Here is a 19728-nt window from a genome sequence, read left to right on the forward strand (position 1 = left end):
TTATTATATATAGGTATTTTGAAATGAAGGGGATATTATGCGAAAGAAACTCAAAAATCTGGCAGCACTTGTTGATGGTGCTGAAATAATCGGAAATGCTGATACATTTATCACTGATATTGTACAGGACTCCCGTCAGGCAGGCAGAGGGTCTATGTTTGTATGTATGGAGGGCGCTCATGTGGACGGGCACACCTTTATAGGTGATGTTGCAAAAAAAGGAGCCGCCGCCATTATAACTCAGAGAAAGGGTGTAAAGGCACCTGCCGGAGTGGCTGTGCTTGTTGTTCCGAATCTTGATGAGGCACTTAAGGTAATTGTCCCGGCATTTTTTGATTATCCGGGACAGCAGCTCCGTATGATTGGAATTACGGGTACAAACGGAAAAACGACAACAAGCTACCTTGTGCGGGCTATGCTGCGGCAGGCAGGATATAAGGTAGGTCTTATCGGAACTATTCAGATAATGATAGGAGATAAAATTCTTCCGGTTCACAATACAACACCGAACGTAGTAGACCTTCAGCGTACGCTGCATCAGATGGTAGAGGACGGGGTGCAGTATGCGGTTATGGAGGTTTCGTCCCACGCCCTTGACCAGGGCCGTATCTCCGGCTGCGAATTTGACACGGCAGTGTTTACAAATCTTACGCAGGATCATCTTGATTACCATAAGACCATGGAAAATTACCGTGATGCGAAGGCGAAGCTCTTTGATATGCTCGGCGGACCGGGATTGAAGCCAGGAAAGACGGCAGTTGTCAATATAGATGATGCAGCGGGAGCCTATATGCTGGAACATGCAGCCTGTGAGCATATCACCTATGCGGTAGAATCTGAGAAAGCAAATCTCCGTGCAGTGGAAGTCCGTGTACGTCAGACAGGGGCATCACTCGCGGTGCAGGGAAGCTTCGGCCGCATTAAGCTGAATCTGCATATTACAGGTATGTTCAATATTTATAACGTACTGGGCGCTGTCGGGGCAGCCGTTGCCGAAAATGTTTCGGTGAATATCATTGAACAGGCACTGGAGAATTTCATGGGGGTTCCGGGACGGTTTGAGCTTGTTGACTGCGGACAGCCCTTCGCTGTTGTAGTGGACTACGCCCATACTCCTGACGGACTTGAGAATATTCTTCGTACAGCACGTCAGATTACAGAGAAAAAAATTATAACCGTATTCGGATGCGGTGGAGACCGTGATAAGACAAAACGTCCGATTATGGGAAGAATCGCCGCGGAGCTTTCAGACGCGGTAATTGCGACCTCTGATAATCCACGCACAGAGGATCCGGCGGCAATCCTTGAGGATGTTATGAAGGGTGTAGAGGAAAAGATTGGGACAAAGCCCTATGAAAAGATACAGGACAGACACGAAGCCATTTTTGTGGCGATTGCCATGGCACAGCCGGGCGATACGGTTGTTATTGCAGGAAAGGGCCATGAGAATTACCAGATTTTGAAGACGGGAACAATTCATTTTGATGACCGTGAAGTTGCCCGTGAGGCACTGGGAGGAATTGTCTGATGGCACAATTTACGACTGAGGAAGTTTTAAAAGCGACAGGTGCTGTTTGCGCTCACGGCGAAGATACTGTCTTTACTGATGTGACGACTGATACAAGGAAAATCACTAAGGGTGCGCTTTTTGTTGCCCTTCGCGGAGAAAGGTTCAACGGAGAGGATTTTGCGGCAGAGGCGGCAAAAAAAGGCGCGGCGGGCGTTGTGGTGAGCAATGCGTGCAAAAAGGAAATTATTGATTCTGTTCCTGCCGCGGTGTTCTGCGTTCCTGATACTCTTGAGGCGTATCAGAAGCTTGCCTGTGCATGGCGTATGAGGTTCGATATTCCTGTTGTGGCGATAACCGGTTCCAACGGAAAGACGACAACAAAGGATTTGACCGCATCGGTTATCGGGGCGGCTTTCCCTGTTCTCAAGACAGCGGCAAATTTCAACAATGAAATCGGACTTCCTATGACGCTTCTCAATCTCACGGAAAAACACCGTGCTGCAGTCGTTGAAATCGGAATGCGTGGACTGGGACAGATTGCGGCAATGGCGCCTTTGGCAGCACCGACCATAGGTGTTGTTGTCAACGTAGGCGAGACACACATGGAGCTGCTCGGTTCCATGGAAAATATCGCAAAAGCCAAGGGCGAAATGGTTGAGGCAATAAAGCCCGGCGGTACTGTAGTTTTGAATGCTGATAATCCATATACGGCAGCAATGTCCGGGAAGGCAGCAAAGGGTGTACGTGTTATTACCTTCGGGATAGAAAAGGACGCGGATGTGCGTGCCGTGGATATAAAAACAGACGGCCTTTCCCAGAGCTTTACTGCGGTATTTGAAGGAAAGAAAACTGCTCCCATCAGGCTTCCTATGGCAGGACGCCATAATGTGCTGAATGCTCTTGCGGCACTTTCTGTTGGATATGCCTTGAATATAGCTCCTGAGAAAATGGCGGATGGATTGGAGAAGCCTGATATGACAAAGCAGCGCTTTGAGTGCGAAAAGCGCGGAGAGTATACTGTCATAAATGATGCTTACAACGCAAGTCCGGCATCTATGGAGGCTGCGTTTGCAACGCTTACCGAGGTTGCGCCGGGTAGAAAAATAGCCGTACTCGGGGATATGCTCGAGCTGGGAGATATAGCTGTCGAGGCTCACCGAAAGGTGGGCAGGCTTGCGGCAGAGGCCGGAATATGTGCTCTTGTAACACGCGGTGATATGGGGGAAGAAATTGCGGCCGGTGCTGAAGGTGCAGGGCTTGAGGATGTTTATCGCTGCGGGACACATGAAGAGGCGGCAGCAGTATTGAAAAAAATATTAAAGCCGGGAGACACGATTCTTTTCAAAGGTTCCCACGGTATGCACATGGATAAAATAATTGACCTGCTGTGAGATTTTGCCTGTGGCAAAACTTGCATTATAGAGGTATATCAAGCTTTGCTTGATGAAACGCAAAGAAGAATGTTTTGCCTATGGCAAAACTTGAACAATGGCGTTATAATATTAACTTGTTGTTTAATGGATTTTTTGCAGGAAAATTTGTAAGTAAAAGGCACTGTGATGCCGGAAGGAGATTGTATTTTTCATGGAACTGAGTACGCTGCTGCAGGCTGCGGCATTCTCACTCGTCATTGTCCTCATAATGGGGCCGTTTGTTATACCGGAGCTGCATAAGCTCAAATTCGGACAGAGCATTCGCGATGAAGGTCCGAAGAGCCATCAGAAAAAAAGCGGAACTCCTACGATGGGAGGACTTATGATAGTAACGGCGGTTACTGCGGCATCGCTTCTGACGAGCGGGGGAGAGCCATCTGTGCTTTTGGCACTTTTTGTTATGCTTGGGCACTGTGTAATCGGTTTTGTGGATGACTATATAAAGGTAGTAAAGAAAAGGAATCTGGGCCTCAAGGCGAAGCAGAAGCTCCTTGGACAGATTATAATGGCGGTAGTCGTCACGTACATAGGCACGAACTGGCTCGGTATGACAACGGATCTCTGGATTCCGTTTCTTTCCCATACCGTTGATTTGAGTGTTGGATACTATGTTCTTGTTTTCTTTGTTCTTGTTGGAACAACGAATGCGGTGAATCTCACCGACGGTCTTGACGGACTCGCTGCAGGAACGGTGGCCGTGGCAGCGGCTGCCTATGCTGCTGTCTGCCTTTGGTTCGGAAAGGTGGAGCTTGCGGCATTCTGCGCGGCTGTTACAGCTGCCTGCGTGGGCTTCCTGCGCTTTAATGCGCATCCTGCGAAGGTTTTTATGGGAGATACGGGTTCCCTGGCACTGGGTGGTGCTCTTGCCGCCGCGGCGATTCTTACAAAAACAGAACTGCTTCTCATTTTGATTGGCGGCGTATTTGTCGCGGAAGCCCTTTCTGTTATTATTCAGGTGATTTCTTTCCAGACAACAGGTAAAAGAGTATTCCTCATGAGCCCGGTGCATCATCATTTCGAGCTTAAGGGCTGGAAGGAAACGAAGGTTGTTCATGTATTTTGGCTTGCCGGAGTTCTCTGCAGCGCTTTGGCACTTTTTATACTGTCTGTACATTGATGAGATTTGTGAACGAAGGAGTCTTTTGTGATGGATTGGAAGAAAGAACGTGTACTTGTTGTGGGTGCCGGTATCAGCGGAATAGCAGCGGCAAAGCTTTTGAAAAAATTCGGTGCCGAGGTTTCCTTAAGTGATGCAAAAAAAAGAGAGGATATAAGCTTTGACCTTGCTGAATTGGAGAAGGCCGGCGTCGGACTTGAACTTGGACCTCAGACGGAGGCGCTGCTGGAGGGAGTTACAAGGGTTCTTGTTTCCCCTGCAGTCCCTGTAAAGATTCCATTGATACAGGCTGCGTATAAGCGCGGCATACGCGTGGAGAGTGAGATTGAATTTGCCTATGAGCTGGCAGAGGCTCCGATTTACGCGGTGACGGGGACAAACGGAAAAACAACGACAACAACACTTCTCGGACTCCTGATGGAGACAGTATATCCTGTTGTTGGTGTTGGAGGAAATATTGGCGTGCCCTTCTGCGAAGAGGTTCTCCGTGCAGGAAAGAAGGGCTGTACTGTTGCCGAGATTTCCAGCTATCAGCTTGAGGCAACAGAGCATTTCCGCCCGAAGGCTGCTGCTATCCTCAATGTGACACCTGACCATGTAGTGCGTCATGGTTCTCTTGAGGTCTATCAGCAGATGAAAGAGAAAATTTTTGCACAGCAGACAAAGGATGATTTTGTTGTGCTTAATTATGATAATGAGCCGACACGGTCGATGGCAGACCGTGCTCCTTCAACTGTATGTTTCTTCAGCCGTCTTGAAAAGCTTGAACAGGGAGCTTTTGTGGAGAACGGAGAGCTCGTTATGCGTTGGAACGGTGTAACGCACAGGATTCTCCCGGTAAACGAGCTGAAAATCAAAGGCGGACACAATGTCGAGAATGCTTTGGCGGCATGTGCCGTTGCTTTCCTGGCAGGGGCAAAGCCTGAGCGCATGGCTGAGGTTCTCAGAAGCTTTGAGGGCGTGGAGCACCGCATCGAACCTGTAACAGAGGTTGATGAGGTCATGTATTACAATGATTCCAAGGCTACAAATACGGATTCGGCCATCAAGGCACTGGAAAGCTTCCCTGACGGGCACGTGATTCTTATCGCGGGCGGCGATGACAAGATGACTGACCTTACGGAGTTCATGCAGCTTGTAAAGAAAAACTGTGACGCGGTAATTTTGGTCGGAGATGCCGCTGCGCGGTTTAAGGAAGCTGCACTTTCAAACGGCATTGAAGCTGAAAAGCTCTATGAAGCTGGATATTCCATGGAAAAAGCGGTTGATATCGCGCATAAAATCGCTCGCCCGCCGCAGACAGTTCTTCTTTCTCCTGCCTGCGCCAGCTTTGATATGTTTACAGGCTTCGAGGAACGCGGAAGGGTGTTCAAGGAGCTGGTACGCCGCCTGAAAAAGTAATTCTGCGGCATTTGCAATAGATTTGAAGTATTGGAGTTTTGATTTTGCGTATTATTGTTTCCGGAGGCGGTACCGGAGGACATATTTATCCGGCCGTCACGCTTATAAGGGCGATACAGAGACAGGTCCCTGATGCGGAGTTCCTTTATGTCGGAACAGAGGAAGGACTTGAAGCTGATATCATTCCGAAGGAAGGAATCCCCTTTGATACTGTAAATATTCGTGGATTTAAGCGCAGTCTGTCACCCGAAAATCTCCTGAGGGGAGCGAAAGCCTTTGGAGGAGTTCTGAAGGCAATGGGGATTGTGCGCCGCTTTAAGCCTGATGCTGCGGTCGGGACTGGAGGATATGTCTGCGGACCTATACTTCTCGCTGCAAGTCTCATGGGTGTTCCGTCGTTGATTCAGGAGCAGAATGTTGTTCCGGGAATAACAAATAAGCTTCTATCGAAGTTTGTTTCCCGTGTGGCTATCGGAACAAAAGAGGCCGCACCGTATTTTCCCTCGGACAAGGTAGTATTTACCGGCAACCCTATACGACGTGAGGTCATGGATGCGCGCAGAGAGGATGGAATTGAGGCCTTCGGCCTTGATCCCGCGAAAAAGACGGTGCTCGTATCAGGGGGAAGCCGTGGGGCACGCAGCATGAACCGTGCGATGATAGGAGTCCTTCGCAGATATGCAGGACATCCGCGCGTGCAGATTATTCATGTGACCGGTTCGGCCGGGTATGAAGATACCGTAAAGCTGATTCGCGAAGCCGGTATTGATTTGGTAAAGGCAGGAAATCTTTTCGTCAAGCCTTATCTGTATAATATGCCGCTGGCAATGGCGTGCACGGACCTTGCTGTCTTTCGTGCCGGAGCTATCGGAATAGCGGAACTCACTGCAAGAGGTATTCCTGCCGTGCTGATACCGTATCCCTACGCGGCGGCAAACCATCAGGAGCACAATGCCCGTGCTATTGAGCAGGCAGGTGCGGCACGGATGATACTTGACCGTGAGCTTACAGAGCAAAGGCTTCTTTCTGTAATGGAGGAGCTTTTGACTGAGGATGAAAAGCTTATTGCTATGTCGGAAGCCAGCCGCAGACTGGGACGTCCGCAGGCGGCTGACGAAATTGCATCTATGATTCTGGCGCTTACAAAGAAATAAAGGAGGGGCAGTAATGCTTCAGGGAATTCATAAAATTCATTTCATAGGAATCGGAGGCGCGGGTATGAGTGCTTTGGCTCATATCCTCGTTGAGCAGGGATATGAAGTATCGGGCTCTGACCTTAAGGATTCACCGATAGCGCAGAAGCTGATTGCACACGGCGCAAAGGTTATGTTCGGACATAAGGCGGAAAATGTGAACGGAGTTGACGCCATCGTAGTGTCATCGGCTATTCCGGACAACAACCCGGAGGTTGTGGCTGCAAAGGCACTTGGGATAAAAAAGCTTCACCGCTCCGATATAAATGCAGCCCTTGTAAACTCCTCCAAGGGAATTGCTGTCGCGGGGGCACACGGAAAGACAACAACGACTTCGATGACAGGAATAATTCTGAAGGATGGGGGAGTAAACCCGACGATTGTCATCGGAGGCGAGGTCGATTATCTGGAGGGAAATGCATGCCTTGGAGAAAAGGGCGGCTGGCTTGTATCTGAGGCGGACGAGAGCGACGGCTCCTTTTTGAAGCTTCATCCGCGGATTGCGGTGGTTACAAATGTTGAGGATGACCATCTTGACCACTACGGTACGATGGAAAACATACGGAAGGCTTTCCGTCAGTTTATTGAAAATGTTGATAAAGAAACCGGCTGTGCTATCGTCTGCTTTGATAATGAAAATATCAGAAACATTGCAGCTGAGACAGACCGTCACATTATATCCTACGCCATAGACCATGACGCCGACTATAAGGCAGCGAACATAAAGGCAGAAGGTGCAGGAACGTCTTTTGATGTTGTGAAGGACGGTTCTGTGCTCGGAAGAATCAAGCTTAATATTCCCGGCCGTCACAATGTCCTTGATGCTCTTGCGGCAGTCGTTACAGGCATAACCTGCGGCCTTGACGTGGAAAAAGCGGCAAAAGGTCTTGCACGCTTCCACGGAGCCAAGAGACGTTTTGATACCAAGGCACGGATAAAAGATGTATGGATTGTAGATGATTACGCACATCATCCGACAGAGATAGCGACAACGCTTCGTGCTGCACGGCAGACAGAGCCGAAACGTCTTATATGTGCCTTCCAGCCTCACCGTTATTCCAGAACGAAGCTGCTTGCAAAGGAATTCGGTGCGGCATTTGCCGGGGCGGACCTTTTGATTCTTACGGATGTGTATGCCGCAGGTGAAGCGCCAATTCCCGGTGTATCAGGAGAGACGATTTTTGCTGAGGTAGTTGAGCTTACAGGACAGAAGGTTTCGTATATCGAAAAAAGGGAAGATGTTGCGCCGTATCTGAAAACAATCGCGCAGCCGGGAGACCTCATCATAACGATGGGCGCCGGTGATATTTGGAAAACAGGTGAGGAGCTTGCGGAGCTTCTTAAAGAATAAGGGGAAATATATGAATCAGAAAATAGTTGTTGTAATGGGCGGTCCTTCTTCTGAGGCTGAGGTTTCAAGGCGGACAGGCAAGGCTGTGCTGGACGCGCTGACATCAGAAGGCTGTAATGCGGTCGGACTTGAGTTTGATCCCAAAAATTTTGCGGAAGATATAAAGACATGTGCTCCGGACGTGGTTTTTAATGCTGTACACGGCGCTTTCGGTGAGGATGGCAGGATTCAGGCAGTGCTGGAGCTTCTGGGAATCCCGTATACGGGTTCGGGCGTTTTGGCCTCTGCGGTTACGATGGATAAAACCGCAGCAAAGCGGCTTATGCTGGGCGAAGGTATTTCAACACCCCGTTCCCATATATACCGTACAGTGGACAGGGCAAGAGATATCGCAGGAGAGATTGCAGGAGAATTTTCCTTTCCTGTTGTTGTAAAAGCGGCTTCCCAGGGTTCGAGTATCGGAGTAGTTATCGTTGAGGAAAAGGATGCTATTGAGTCCGCGCTTGAGGAATGCTTCCGTTACGGAGATGACATTCTCGTAGAAGAATTCATAAGCGGCAAAGAAATTACTGTTGCTGTACTTGGTGATGACAAGGAACAGACAATTTTGCCGATTATTGAGATTACAACGACATCGGGACGTTATGACTACGAAAGCAAGTATACAAAGGGTGCATCCGAGCATATAATACCCGCACGTATTTCCGGGGAAGAGAAAAAGAAGGCAGAGGAGGCCGCAAAGGCATGCTTCTGCGCATGCTCATGCCGTGGCGTCGCGCGCTTCGACATGATGCTGTCAGCTGATGGAACACCATTTGTCATTGATATAAATACTGTTCCGGGAATGACTGAAACATCACTTGTGCCGGATGCGGCAAGAGCCGTTGGGATTTCCTTCGGAGAGCTCTGCAAAAAACTTGTCGCCATGGCTTTGGAAAAATAAGAAAAAGGGAACCTGTTTTTGATGAAGGGAGGCGGTTATGATGGACAGAGAGGATATGAATCTTACGGACGAGGAACGTGCTGCTCTTTTGGAGAGTTACGGGGAAAAGAGCAGCACGGTGAAGCCGAAGAAAAAAGCCGTATCAAAAAAGGGACATTGGCTTCTGGATATAATTATCCTGGTCTCCGTCTGTGCCGCCTGCGCCGCAGCTTTATTTTACCTTCCTTTTTTCAAGGTAAATTCTATTGCTGTTGTTGGTAATAAATATATTTCCACTGAGGATATATGCCGTATTGCCGGGATATATAAAGGGCAGCATCTTCTTGAGGTTGAGACAGCGGCATCATCAAAGACGCTTGTCAAGGATCTGCGGATTGAAAAGGCCTCCGTACGCCGTGTTTTCCCAAACGGTATTTTTATAGAAGTTGAGGAGCGCAGACCTGTTGCGAATATAGCCTGCGAGTACGGTTATCTCGACCTGGACAGACAGGGAATGGTTCTTAATGCATACCGTAAAAAGCATTTTCAGACAATCCCCTTTCTGGAAGGGATAAAAATACAAAATCTTTACATCGGAGACCATGTGAAGGACCCGATGGTGCTTGATACCCTCAAATATCTTTCGGAAATCAGCGAAAACGCTCTTTCGGGACTCACGGAGGTAAACCTCAGGGACCCGTCGCATGTAATCGCTTATACTACGAATGCTGTAGAGGTTCGTATCGGAGAGCTTAAGGATTTGGAGAATAAAGCGAAGCTCACACAGGACTTTTTGGATGAACTCAGAGTGACAAAGCATCAGATGGAGTATATAGACCTGAGCTTTTCAAAGCCCTTTGTCAGATTTCGTCAGTAGTAAAGGATAAGGTTATGAATAGATTCAAAAAAGGCCATATATCTGTGGCGGTCGTTTGTGCCGTCCTGGGCTTTATGATTTCCCTGCAGTTCAGGATATCCATGGAGCAGAAGGCCTCGCTTCCGTATCAGCGCCTTGAGGAGCTGTCATCGCGTCTTTTGGACGTGGAGCGTGAGCGTGATAAACTGCAGGAAAAGCTGTCTGCTCTTGAGGAAGCGGCTGAAAAAGGAGAAGCCAACAGTCTGTCAGACCAGAAAGCGTCTGAGATTCTGCGCCAGAGGGCCGGGCTTGTCGCGATGGAAGGTCCGGGTGTCATTGTACTGATTGATGACAGCAGGCTGAAGTCCAAAGCAGGCGACAATCAAAATCTGTATATCATTCATGATGATGATCTGCTCCGTGTGGTGAATGAGCTTCGCGCGGCGGGAGCTGAGGTCATATCAATAAACGGACAGCGTATAATCGCAACCTCTGAAATCCGGTGTGCCGGTCCGACACTTTCAGTTAATAATGTACGCTCTGCACCTCCGTACGAAATTCATGCCATCGGAGATGCCGCGACATTGGAAAATGCTCTGAAGATGCGCGGGGGAGTTATGGAAACTCTTGCCGTGTGGGGAATACAACTTGAGATTCAGGCGTCGGAAAATGTAGAGGTGCCCGCATATAAAGGAACGACACAGTATCAGTATGCGAAACCGGCAGGGGGTGGTGCGTCATGATAAGTGCGGTCTGCGGACTTATCATCGGACTTGTGCTTGGCGCGTTCTGTCCGCTGATTATTCCTGTTGCGTATTCAAAGCTGTTCTCGGTTGCGCTTCTCGCATGCCTTGATTCTGTCTTTGGCGGATACCGTTCCGTCCTTGAAGACAAATTTGATAATACAATTTTTATTTCAGGTTTCTTCACGAACGCACTGCTGGCAGCATTTCTGGTTTACGTCGGAGATCATCTCAGTATCGATTTGTATTACGTTGCTCTGCTGACCTTTGGTTTCCGAATCTTCCAAAACCTTGCCATCATCAGACGGTATTTTTTGAAGAAGCATTGATTTTGTGAAATTTTTGTAGCGAAACATGCCAATAGATGATAAAATAAATACGTATATCATAGCGAACCATATGCTGGGAGGGCAATATCGTGATTGAATTTGACGATACAGCACGAAATGACGTAGCTAAAATAAAGGTAGTAGGTGTAGGCGGCGGCGGCGGAAATGCCATCGACCGCATGATTTCTTCCGGACTCAAGGGTGTAGAGTTCATAGCTGTTAACACGGATGCGCAGGCACTGCTGCATTCACTGGCACCCAAACGCATACAGATTGGCGAAAAACTGACGCGCGGACTTGGAGCCGGCGCTAAACCTGAGGTCGGAGGCAAGGCGGCTGAGGAAAGCCGTGACGATATTCTTGACGCTCTGACAGGTGCCGATATGGTATTTGTAACGGCAGGTATGGGCGGCGGTACAGGTACCGGTGCTGCTCCTGTTGTGGCACAGTGTGCACGTGAGTGCGGAGCTCTCGCGGTTGCTGTTGTAACAAAGCCGTTTAAGTTTGAGGGACGCCGCCGCATGATTAATGCTGAGGGCGGTATTACCAATCTCAAGCAGCATGTAGATACTATTATTACGATTCCAAACGATCAGCTTTTGCAGATTGTTGACAAAAAGACACCGATGATGGAGGCCTTCCGTATCGCGGATAATGTTCTTCATCAGGGCGTACAGGGTATTTCTGACCTCATTGCAGTTGACGGCCTGATTAACCTTGACTTCGCTGATGTGAAGACCATTATGTCTGATGCAGGCTCAGCACTTATGGGTATCGGTGAGGGCTCCGGCGAGAATGCTGCTGTTCTGGCAGCGCAGAATGCTATTTCGTCGCCGTTGCTTGAGGAATCTATTCAGGGCGCGCGGGGTATCCTGCTGAATGTTACGGGCGCGACTGAAAAGCTCAGCATTTTTGACGTCAACGAAGCAATGACGACCATACAGGAAGCGGCACATGTTGATGCGGAGATTATCTTCGGTGCTGCTATTGATGATACACTTGGTGACACTGTCAGGGTTACGGTTATTGCCACACGGTTCGATGATTCGGATGATGTTGTGGGAGTTCCTGCACAGCAGCCGGCAGCACAGCCGATGCAGCCGCGTATGCCGCAGATGCAGCCAATGGCTCCGCAGAACATGGAACCACAGCCGCAGCAGCCGGTCATCCCGAATATGACGACGATTGATATTCCGACATGGCTGCGCCACAGCGAATAATGCTTTTGGCGTTTTGCCGGCATTTAGTATGAACCTCACAGGCGGGCCGCTGACGTGGCCCGCCTGTTTGTTAGGAGAAAATGTATGAGACGATATACACCGCTTCTTTTAACGGCATTTGTAGCCGCTTTTTTGGCGGTATTGTGTACGGTATATCTCGGAACCTTTGCAGATAAAAAAGGACTGCAGCCGGGAAAAACTATAACCGTGTATACCACTCTGCCTGTTGAGCAGGCGGAAATGCTTGCTCAGGAATACGAAAAAAGCGCCAACGTACGAATAGCTTTTAAGGCTATGGGGACGGAGGAGCTTTCGTCGCGTCTGAAAAAAGAAGTAAATAAATCAGGGGCTGACCTCGTGCTGGCAAGCCGTCAGGTGCTTGAGCCTGCTGCGGCCGCCGGAGCCTTTGTGCCTTACGGTTCTGAGGCAGCCGATTCGGTATCTGATGCCCTTAAATCGGAAGATGATGCCTGGGTTGGCGTCTGGTATGACCCGATTGTGTTCTGCGTCAACAGTGATTATCTGGCTTTGATGACACGTATTCCTTCAACGTGGGAGGAGCTTGCGGCTTATCCTGGAATACGTATCGGAATGACGGATTTCCTTGCGGCAGACGCGCCTCAGCAGCTTATGTTTACACTGGCTGCCGAGTACGGAGAACCGGCAGCGTTCCGTATCCTTGCGGGACTGCACCCGAAAGTTGTCCAGTATGTAAAATATCTTTCGACACCGGTGCGTATGGCAGGTATGGGAGAGGTAGATCTCTCTATTGCTGTGCAAAGTGAGACGCTTCGTTACATTAATCAGGGCTACCCATTGAAAATTGTCTATCCGTCTGACGGAACAGCGTATCTTTTGACGGGAATGGGACTCCTTAACGAAAAAAGTCCGGAGGCACGTGCTTTTATGGACTGGCTTCTTTCTGATGAAGCGCAGCTTGCACTGCAGCGTGAGAATCAGTTTTATATTCCGGCGAATCAGGCAACACTGGCCTACAAGATGCTGACCGGAAAAAATCTTATATTGTTTGAAAAGCAGCCGGAGTATACAAAAGAGCAGCGGAAAGCTATGCTGGACCGCTGGCTCAAGGAAGTCCGGTTCCAGTAAGGCAGGAGGAAGTAAATTGAAAGCAGGATTTGTCAGCCTTGGCTGTGCAAAGAATTTAGTGGATACTGAGGTTATGCTTGGTATTCTTCAAAAGAACGGAATAGAGCTTACAAATGAGCCGTCTGAGGCAGAGGTGCTTATAGTGAACACCTGCGCCTTTATTGAATCGGCAAAGGAAGAGTCTATTACAACCGTGCTTAACATGGCTGATTACAAAAACAGCGGGTGCTGCCGTTCCCTTATCGTGGCAGGCTGCCTCGGACAGCGCTACGGACAGCAGCTGTTGGATGAAATGCCTGAGGCTGATGCCATAATAGGCACCGGCGCATGGCAGCGGATTATGGAGGCTGTGGATGAAACACTGAAGGGAAATCGTGTTGTCATTTCGGGAGAGTCCGAGATTATATATGATGCCCGTATGCCGCGCATTATGACGACACCCGGCTATACGGCGTATGTCAAGATTGCAGAGGGCTGTGACAACAACTGTGCCTTCTGCGCAATTCCAATGATCCGAGGTCACTACCGCAGCCGCAAATTTGAAGATGTTGTCGAGGAAGTAAAACGTCTTGCCGCTGATGGTGTAAAGGAAATTAACCTTATTGCCCAGGATACGACCAATTATGGCCGCGACCTTTACGGAAAGCCACGTCTTGCGGAGCTTTTGAAGGAGCTTTGCAAAATCGATGGAATACAGTGGATTCGCACGCTTTATTCCTATCCGCGCTTCTTTACGGATGAGCTTATAGACGTGATTGCTTCCGAGCCGAAGATTGCGAAATATGTTGACCTTCCGCTTCAGCATGCTCATGATGCGATTCTCAGACGTATGCATCGTGCGGATACACGTGAGAGCATTGAAAAGCTGCTGGAAAAGATTCGTGAGCGCATACCCGGGGTTACGGTACGTTCAACCTTTATCGTGGGATTCCCCGGAGAAACCGATGCACATTATCAGGCTCTCAGAGAATTTTTGCTGAAGCAGCGCTTTGATAAGGTGGGAATTTTCACATATTCCAAGGAAGAGGATACACCGGCATACAGCATGGACGGACAGGTCGCAGAGGATGTAATGCAGGAGCGTTACCATGAACTCATGAGCATTCAGAGCAAAATTTCCGAGGAGACCAACCAGGCTCTTGAAGGAAAGGAGCTTGATATTCTCGTAGAAGGCCGCGATGAGGAGCAGCAGACAATCGCTGTCGGACGTTCTTATCGGGAAGCACCCGAGGTAGACGGTCAGGTCTACATTGAAGGAGATACTGACAGCAAGCCGGGTGATATTGTACGTGTCCGCGTTACACAGGGCTTTACCTATGATGTTGTAGGTGAGCCGGTGGAGAAAAAGAAATGATATCAGGACAGGATGAAAAGTCTCTTGGAGCTTTGATTGGAGAAAAGCTTTTAGTGCAAGGAAGGACAGTTGCCTGCGCTGAATCATGCACGGGTGGTCTTTTGACGAGCTGCCTTACTGATACCCCCGGAAGCTCTGCTTACGTGAAGGGCGCTGTCGTTTCATATACTAACGAGGTCAAAGCAGGTGTTCTCGGTGTTAAGCAGGAGACACTTGATTCGCTCGGAGCTGTATCTGAGAAAACAGCAGTTGAAATGGCAGAGGGTGTCAGAAAAAAGCTGTGCTCTGATTACGCGCTGAGTGTGACGGGGAATGCCGGACCGGGAGCCTCAGAGGGAAAGCCCGTAGGTCTGGTATTCATAGGCTTTGCTTCGGAAACATCAGCGTTCGCAAAGAAATTCAACTTCAGCGGAACGCGAATTGAAATAAAAAAAACAGCGGTGCATGAAGCAATGAAGCTGCTGAATGAAGAATTGGAAAAGTGAGTTTTCAGCTAAAATACAAAATTAAGCTGATATAATACAAAAAGTTGAAATCAGAAAATTATCAAGGAGGTTTTCCTTATGAATCTGAAAAAAACGGTAATGATGACAATCGCGGCAGGCATGACGGCGTTTTCTCTCGCAGCTCCGATGGCAGCCTTTGCTGCGGAAGCTCCGGCAGCAGAGACAGCTTCTGCATCTGAGGAGCCGAGAGAGCTTTCGGCAGAGGAGGCGCTTGAGCTTTACAAACAGAGCGGTTATCTTTACACGAGCCAGCGCTATGGCTTTTCCATCGTCTGCCCGACAAAACCTGTTGCGGTAGTTCCTGCAAGCATGATTGATGAGCAGGCTTATGGCGAGGTTCTTATTTTTGAGAGCGAAGGTTTTGATATAAAGCACGCATGGACGATTCAGTGCAAGGCATTTGAGGATGCTTCGATTCCTGACAATCTCGCGCAGAAATCAGAAAAGGAGCAGCAGGCATATCTTGATAATCTCATGAAGACCATGCCTTATGAATTCGTACGCCTTGCAGATGTTCTTGGTGACGGCAGACTCGGTCTTTATGCGGTTACTGCAAAGGACTGGGAGGTTGATGAGAACGGTGACGGTAAACCGGACGGAACACTTCATTCCGATACCCAGACAGTCCGTACGTTCTTCCGTGGACAGCTGGGCGGTCATTTCGCTGTTGAGCTTCTCGACAATCCTGACATCACGGCTGCGCATACTGCAACCTACCGTCTTGGTCTGATGACCTTCCAGGAAATTCCGGCAGTAAACAACGACGCTGCTATCGAAAAGAAATCCGACAAGAAAAAGAAATAAAATTTACTGCAGCACTCTGTTTCATTTGTATTGAGGCAGGGTGCTGTTTTTTGCGCATGATTGAACTCAATGAAAAGCTTATGATATACTAGATTCGTAATTGTTATAGAAGAAACAGAAGGGGAAAAAGAATTACATGCAGACAAAAAATATCCGAAACTTTTCAATCATAGCGCATATCGACCACGGCAAATCAACATTGGCCGACCGTCTGATTGAGAATACGGGAACACTCTCCCAGCGCGAGATGGAGGCGCAGGTACTGGACTCCATGGACCTTGAGCGCGAGCGTGGAATTACGATAAAGGCACAGACTGTCCGCCTGAACTACAAGGCAAAAAATGGAGAAACCTACGAGCTTAACCTCATTGATACACCGGGGCATGTTGACTTCACATATGAAGTATCAAGAAGCCTTGCAGCCTGCGAGGGAGCGCTTCTTGTTGTTGACGCGACGCAGGGGGTCGAGGCACAGACGCTTGCAAACGTCTACATGGCTCTTGAGCACGACCTGGAAATTATTCCTGTTATAAACAAAGTAGATCTGCCGAGTGCAGACCCTGAAAAAGTTAAAAAAGAAATAGAGGATGTCATAGGCCTTGACGCATCTGATGCTATTCTGGCATCGGCGAAGACAGGCATAGGCATTGAAGATATTCTTGAGGCAATAGTGGAGCGTATCCCTGCCCCACATGGTGATGATGACAAGCCTCTTAAGGCGCTCATTTTCGACTCCTACTTTGATGCGTACAAGGGTGTTATAGCCCATGTCCGCCTCATGGACGGAAAAATGAAAAAGGGTACAAAGCTCAAAATGATGGCTACAGGCAAGGTTTTTGATGTCACCGAGGTGGGCTGCTTCCGCCCCGCTCCTGTAGAGGTATCTGAGCTGGCATCAGGTGATGTCGGATATGTGGCAGGAAGCCTGAAAAATGTCCGTGACGTGCGTGTCGGCGATACAATAACCACGGAGGAGAACCCGACTCCCGAGCCGCTCCCTGGATACCGGGGTGTTACGCCGATGGTGTATTGCGGACTTTATCCTGTAGACAGCGCGGATTACGACAGCCTTAAGGATGCTTTGGAAAAGCTGCAGCTCAACGATGCTGCGCTTGTGTTTGAGGCAGAAACATCCCTGGCGCTTGGTTTTGGTTTCCGATGCGGATTTCTGGGACTTCTTCACATGGATGTCATTCAGGAACGCCTTGAGCGCGAATACAAGCTGAAGCTCATCACTACAGCTCCAAGCGTTATCTATCATGTGCATAAAACGGACGGCACGATGATTGCCATTGATAATCCTGCAAAGCTCCCGACGCCGCAGGAAATAGACTTTATGGAAGAGCCTTTTGTAAAGGCGACAGTTATTGTTCCAAATGATTATGTCGGTGCGGTAATGCAGGTATCTCAGGACAAACGCGGAGAATACAAGAGTATGGATTATCTTGACGTGAACCGTGTCATGCTGACGTATCATATTCCGCTGAGCGAGATTATTTACGATTATTTTGATATATTGAAATCAACGACACGTGGATACGCATCGCTGGACTATGAGCTTGCCGATTACCAGCCGGCCAAGCTCGTGAAACTCGACATCCTCCTCAACGGAGAGCCCGTCGATGCTCTTTCAACAATTGTTTTCGCGGATCATGCGGCTTACCGTGGGCGTCAGCTTGCGGCGAAGCTCAAGGAAATCATCCCGAAGCAGATGTTCGAGATTCCGATTCAGGCAGCGGTCGGAAGCAAAATTATCGCCCGTGAAAACGTACGCGCATTCCGCAAGGATGTCCTTGCAAAATGCTACGGCGGCGATATATCGCGTAAGCGTAAGCTGTTAGAAAAACAAAAGGAGGGCAAGAAGCGCATGAAGGCGGTAGGCAGTGTCGAGATACCACAGGAAGCCTTTATGGCGGTCTTGAAAATTCACTGATGAGCTACGGAGTCTACATTCACATCCCATTCTGCAAGAAGAAATGCCAGTATTGTGATTTTCCTTCATGGGAAGGAAAGGAAGACCTCATGTCTGCATATACGCAGGCAATCGTCAAGGAAATTGAAGCCCAGGAGCCCTTCCTGGCAAAGGCGGGTCCCGCGTCCAGCGTATTTATCGGGGGCGGAACACCGACAGTCATTCCCATAACGCAGCTGGAGCGCATAATTGATGCCGTGCGTGAGAATATTCCCCTTGATCCTGAGGCGGAGTTCACCGTTGAGGCAAATCCGGGAACGGTAACGCTTGAACATATGACGGCGCTCTATACCATGGGTGTTACAAGGCTTTCCATCGGAGCGCAGACCTTTGAAAACGATATTCTTGAGCGTATCGGACGCATACATACAGCGCAGGATATCAAGGATGCGGTGCGCTGGGCACGCGCTGCGGGATTCACCAATGTCAGCATGGACCTTATGTACGGACTTCCGGGGCAGACAATGAAGAATCTCGTTGACAGCATAGGCTCGGCCATGGATCTTGCCGTGACGCATATTTCCGTCTATGGGCTTCAGGTCGAGGACGGTACACCGCTGAAGGCAAAGATTGAAGCGGGGGAGATTACTCTTCCTACGGATGAAGAAACGGAAGCCATGTACGACTATGTTGTGAACAATCTGCCGCCTTACGGCTTTGCACGATATGAGATATCCAATTTTGCACGCGACGGCTTTGAGAGCCGCCACAATCTCGGCTACTGGAGTGACAAGCCGTATATCGGCTTCGGCGCGGCAGCTCATTCCTATTGGGGCGGACGGCGCACGGAAAACCTCAGAACACCTGAGGAATACATCGCAAGCATTGAGCGCGGCGAATCTCCTGCACGGCCTGAGGAACCCTCTACTCCCGAGATTCAGATGGCGGAGTTCTGTTTCCTTGAGCTTCGGACGGTACGCGGCATAGACAGGGAACAGTTCGAAAAGCGCTTCGGCTGCACTGTGGAAAGCGTATATCAAAAGGTTATCGACGATTTGAAATTAAAGGAGCTTCTTACCTCTGATGAAAAATATATACGTCTGACTCCAAAGGGCATGAAGCTTGGAAACGTCGCTTTCCGCGCATTTCTGCTTTGAGGAGGATAAAGTATGAATATGAAGAAAATTTTCGCTTCGGCAGCAGCAGCCCTGCTTCTTGTGGGAACAGTGCCTGCCATGGCAGCGCCTGAGCTTACCTCTGAGCAGGTAAGTGAGGCACAGATTAAGGGAAACAAAATTGTGCCGGACAAAAAGGTCAACTTTGTTTTTGCTGAATGGAAGGACTATCACGCAGAGGAAGGAGACTTCATGCGTGATGATATCAGGACAACAGCGGATGCGTACTGGATTACTCCCTACTGTCACGTTATGAACGAGCAGATTACACAGACACGGACGGGCAATCGTGACTTCAAGGCTATTCCCGAGGCAGGAAAGGAATACCAGCTTCGCGTTATGATTGCATCACGACGACTGGATGTGGACGCAATTCGTGATGCGGAAATAATTGTAAAACAGGGAAAACGTGAGCTTGTGCCGATGCGTGTGCGTTATACGAATCTCCAGAGAGCGGTAGAGACGGAGCTGGTCCGCCGCATTACCTGGAACAAGGTCGGACTTGTTGTGGACTTTGCGGCAGATGACGTGGAGGACAAAATCCCCCTTGAGGTTATAATCAAAGCCAACGGCAATACTCCGATTATTTTCCCGACTTTTGAAAACAATGCAGAGTATGACAGTTATGATACAAAAAATCATAAGTTCCAGTGGTATCCTCTGCACAGCAAACTTTGATGAATGATAAGATGAGACAGCGAAGGGAGAAATCCTTTTGCTGTCTTTTTTTATGATTAAATTTTTTGATTTGACTTATTGACTTTTTGATGTATAAGGGGTATAGTCTTTATAGAC

The 19728-nt window shown here is 48.9% G+C and carries 18 protein-coding genes; all 18 read left to right on the plus strand.

Annotated elements, in window-relative coordinates; all coding sequences use genetic code 11:
• The first annotated feature begins 37 nt into the window (after positions 1–37).
• Positions 38–1528 (plus strand): UDP-N-acetylmuramoyl-L-alanyl-D-glutamate--2,6-diaminopimelate ligase, encoded by a 1491-nt coding sequence (locus BUA83_RS01955; RefSeq protein ID WP_072934490.1) that lies wholly within the window; start codon positions 38–40, stop codon positions 1526–1528.
• Entirely contained in the window at positions 1528–2901 is a 1374-nt protein-coding gene (locus BUA83_RS01960; RefSeq protein ID WP_072934491.1) for a UDP-N-acetylmuramoyl-tripeptide--D-alanyl-D-alanine ligase, read from the plus strand. The genes BUA83_RS01955 and BUA83_RS01960 overlap by 1 nt, the downstream gene beginning before the upstream one ends.
• A gap of 193 nt (positions 2902–3094) precedes the next feature.
• Positions 3095–4060 (plus strand): phospho-N-acetylmuramoyl-pentapeptide-transferase, encoded by a 966-nt coding sequence (mraY, locus tag BUA83_RS01965; protein ID WP_072934492.1) that lies wholly within the window; start codon positions 3095–3097, stop codon positions 4058–4060.
• Between the two features lie 30 nt (positions 4061–4090).
• Entirely contained in the window at positions 4091–5461 is a 1371-nt protein-coding gene (gene murD / locus BUA83_RS01970) for a UDP-N-acetylmuramoyl-L-alanine--D-glutamate ligase (RefSeq protein WP_072934493.1), read from the plus strand.
• 44 nt (positions 5462–5505) lie between these two features.
• Entirely contained in the window at positions 5506–6615 is a 1110-nt protein-coding gene (gene murG / locus BUA83_RS01975) for an undecaprenyldiphospho-muramoylpentapeptide beta-N-acetylglucosaminyltransferase (protein WP_072934494.1), read from the plus strand.
• Positions 6616–6628: 13 nt separating this feature from the next.
• The gene (gene murC, locus BUA83_RS01980) at positions 6629–8005 is read left to right on the plus strand and encodes a UDP-N-acetylmuramate--L-alanine ligase (RefSeq protein ID WP_072934495.1); all 1377 of its coding nucleotides are present in this window, start codon (positions 6629–6631) and stop codon (positions 8003–8005) included.
• Between the two features lie 10 nt (positions 8006–8015).
• The gene (locus BUA83_RS01985) at positions 8016–8948 is read left to right on the plus strand and encodes a D-alanine--D-alanine ligase family protein (RefSeq protein WP_072934496.1); all 933 of its coding nucleotides are present in this window, start codon (positions 8016–8018) and stop codon (positions 8946–8948) included.
• A gap of 37 nt (positions 8949–8985) precedes the next feature.
• On the plus strand, positions 8986–9804 hold the full coding sequence (locus tag BUA83_RS01990) for a cell division protein FtsQ/DivIB (RefSeq protein ID WP_094756403.1): 819 nt from the start codon (positions 8986–8988) through the stop codon (positions 9802–9804).
• Between the two features lie 14 nt (positions 9805–9818).
• Positions 9819–10526: a DUF881 domain-containing protein gene (locus BUA83_RS01995; protein ID WP_072934497.1), complete on the plus strand. Its 708-nt coding sequence runs from the start codon at positions 9819–9821 to the stop codon at positions 10524–10526.
• The gene (locus BUA83_RS02000; RefSeq protein ID WP_072934498.1) at positions 10523–10855 is read left to right on the plus strand and encodes a small basic family protein; all 333 of its coding nucleotides are present in this window, start codon (positions 10523–10525) and stop codon (positions 10853–10855) included. The genes BUA83_RS01995 and BUA83_RS02000 overlap by 4 nt, the downstream gene beginning before the upstream one ends.
• Before the next feature lie 89 nt (positions 10856–10944).
• Positions 10945–12075: a cell division protein FtsZ gene (gene ftsZ / locus BUA83_RS02005; protein WP_072934499.1), complete on the plus strand. Its 1131-nt coding sequence runs from the start codon at positions 10945–10947 to the stop codon at positions 12073–12075.
• Between the two features lie 84 nt (positions 12076–12159).
• Positions 12160–13182, plus strand: coding sequence for an ABC transporter substrate-binding protein (locus tag BUA83_RS02010; RefSeq protein WP_072934500.1), 1023 nt, complete (start codon positions 12160–12162; stop codon positions 13180–13182).
• Positions 13183–13198: 16 nt separating this feature from the next.
• On the plus strand, positions 13199–14536 hold the full coding sequence (gene rimO / locus BUA83_RS02015) for a 30S ribosomal protein S12 methylthiotransferase RimO (RefSeq protein WP_072934501.1): 1338 nt from the start codon (positions 13199–13201) through the stop codon (positions 14534–14536).
• On the plus strand, positions 14533–15021 hold the full coding sequence (locus tag BUA83_RS02020; protein WP_072934502.1) for a CinA family protein: 489 nt from the start codon (positions 14533–14535) through the stop codon (positions 15019–15021). Before rimO ends, BUA83_RS02020 begins: the two co-directional genes overlap by 4 nt.
• Positions 15022–15099: 78 nt before the next feature.
• Positions 15100–15846 (plus strand): hypothetical protein, encoded by a 747-nt coding sequence (locus BUA83_RS02025; RefSeq protein ID WP_072934503.1) that lies wholly within the window; start codon positions 15100–15102, stop codon positions 15844–15846.
• Between the two features lie 136 nt (positions 15847–15982).
• On the plus strand, positions 15983–17779 hold the full coding sequence (gene lepA, locus BUA83_RS02030) for a translation elongation factor 4 (RefSeq protein ID WP_072934504.1): 1797 nt from the start codon (positions 15983–15985) through the stop codon (positions 17777–17779).
• Positions 17779–18915, plus strand: coding sequence for a radical SAM family heme chaperone HemW (hemW, locus tag BUA83_RS02035; RefSeq protein WP_072934505.1), 1137 nt, complete (start codon positions 17779–17781; stop codon positions 18913–18915). The genes lepA and hemW overlap by 1 nt, the downstream gene beginning before the upstream one ends.
• Positions 18916–18927: 12 nt before the next feature.
• On the plus strand, positions 18928–19611 hold the full coding sequence (locus tag BUA83_RS02040; protein WP_072934506.1) for a hypothetical protein: 684 nt from the start codon (positions 18928–18930) through the stop codon (positions 19609–19611).
• Positions 19612–19728 lie beyond the last annotated feature (117 nt).

Source organism: Schwartzia succinivorans DSM 10502 (genome assembly GCF_900129225.1).
GTDB lineage: Bacteria > Bacillota > Negativicutes > Selenomonadales > Selenomonadaceae > Schwartzia > Schwartzia succinivorans.

Bases quoted from the DNA above. Each gene is read 5' to 3' on its own strand.
- BUA83_RS02010 (WP_072934500.1), top strand. From the start codon at position 12,160: ATGAGACGATATACACCGCTTCTTTTAACGGCATTTGTAGCCGCTTTT.
- BUA83_RS02040 (WP_072934506.1), top strand. From the start codon at position 18,928: ATGAATATGAAGAAAATTTTCGCTTCGGCAGCAGCAGCCCTGCTTCTT.
- murC (WP_072934495.1), top strand. From the start codon at position 6,629: ATGCTTCAGGGAATTCATAAAATTCATTTCATAGGAATCGGAGGCGCG.
- BUA83_RS02025 (WP_072934503.1), top strand. From the start codon at position 15,100: ATGAATCTGAAAAAAACGGTAATGATGACAATCGCGGCAGGCATGACG.
- murD (WP_072934493.1), top strand. From the start codon at position 4,091: ATGGATTGGAAGAAAGAACGTGTACTTGTTGTGGGTGCCGGTATCAGC.
- hemW (WP_072934505.1), top strand. From the start codon at position 17,779: ATGAGCTACGGAGTCTACATTCACATCCCATTCTGCAAGAAGAAATGC.
- BUA83_RS01990 (WP_094756403.1), top strand. From the start codon at position 8,986: ATGATGGACAGAGAGGATATGAATCTTACGGACGAGGAACGTGCTGCT.
- lepA (WP_072934504.1), top strand. From the start codon at position 15,983: ATGCAGACAAAAAATATCCGAAACTTTTCAATCATAGCGCATATCGAC.
- BUA83_RS01985 (WP_072934496.1), top strand. From the start codon at position 8,016: ATGAATCAGAAAATAGTTGTTGTAATGGGCGGTCCTTCTTCTGAGGCT.
- BUA83_RS01960 (WP_072934491.1), top strand. From the start codon at position 1,528: ATGGCACAATTTACGACTGAGGAAGTTTTAAAAGCGACAGGTGCTGTT.
- BUA83_RS01995 (WP_072934497.1), top strand. From the start codon at position 9,819: ATGAATAGATTCAAAAAAGGCCATATATCTGTGGCGGTCGTTTGTGCC.
- BUA83_RS01955 (WP_072934490.1), top strand. From the start codon at position 38: ATGCGAAAGAAACTCAAAAATCTGGCAGCACTTGTTGATGGTGCTGAA.
- mraY (WP_072934492.1), top strand. From the start codon at position 3,095: ATGGAACTGAGTACGCTGCTGCAGGCTGCGGCATTCTCACTCGTCATT.
- BUA83_RS02020 (WP_072934502.1), top strand. From the start codon at position 14,533: ATGATATCAGGACAGGATGAAAAGTCTCTTGGAGCTTTGATTGGAGAA.
- BUA83_RS02000 (WP_072934498.1), top strand. From the start codon at position 10,523: ATGATAAGTGCGGTCTGCGGACTTATCATCGGACTTGTGCTTGGCGCG.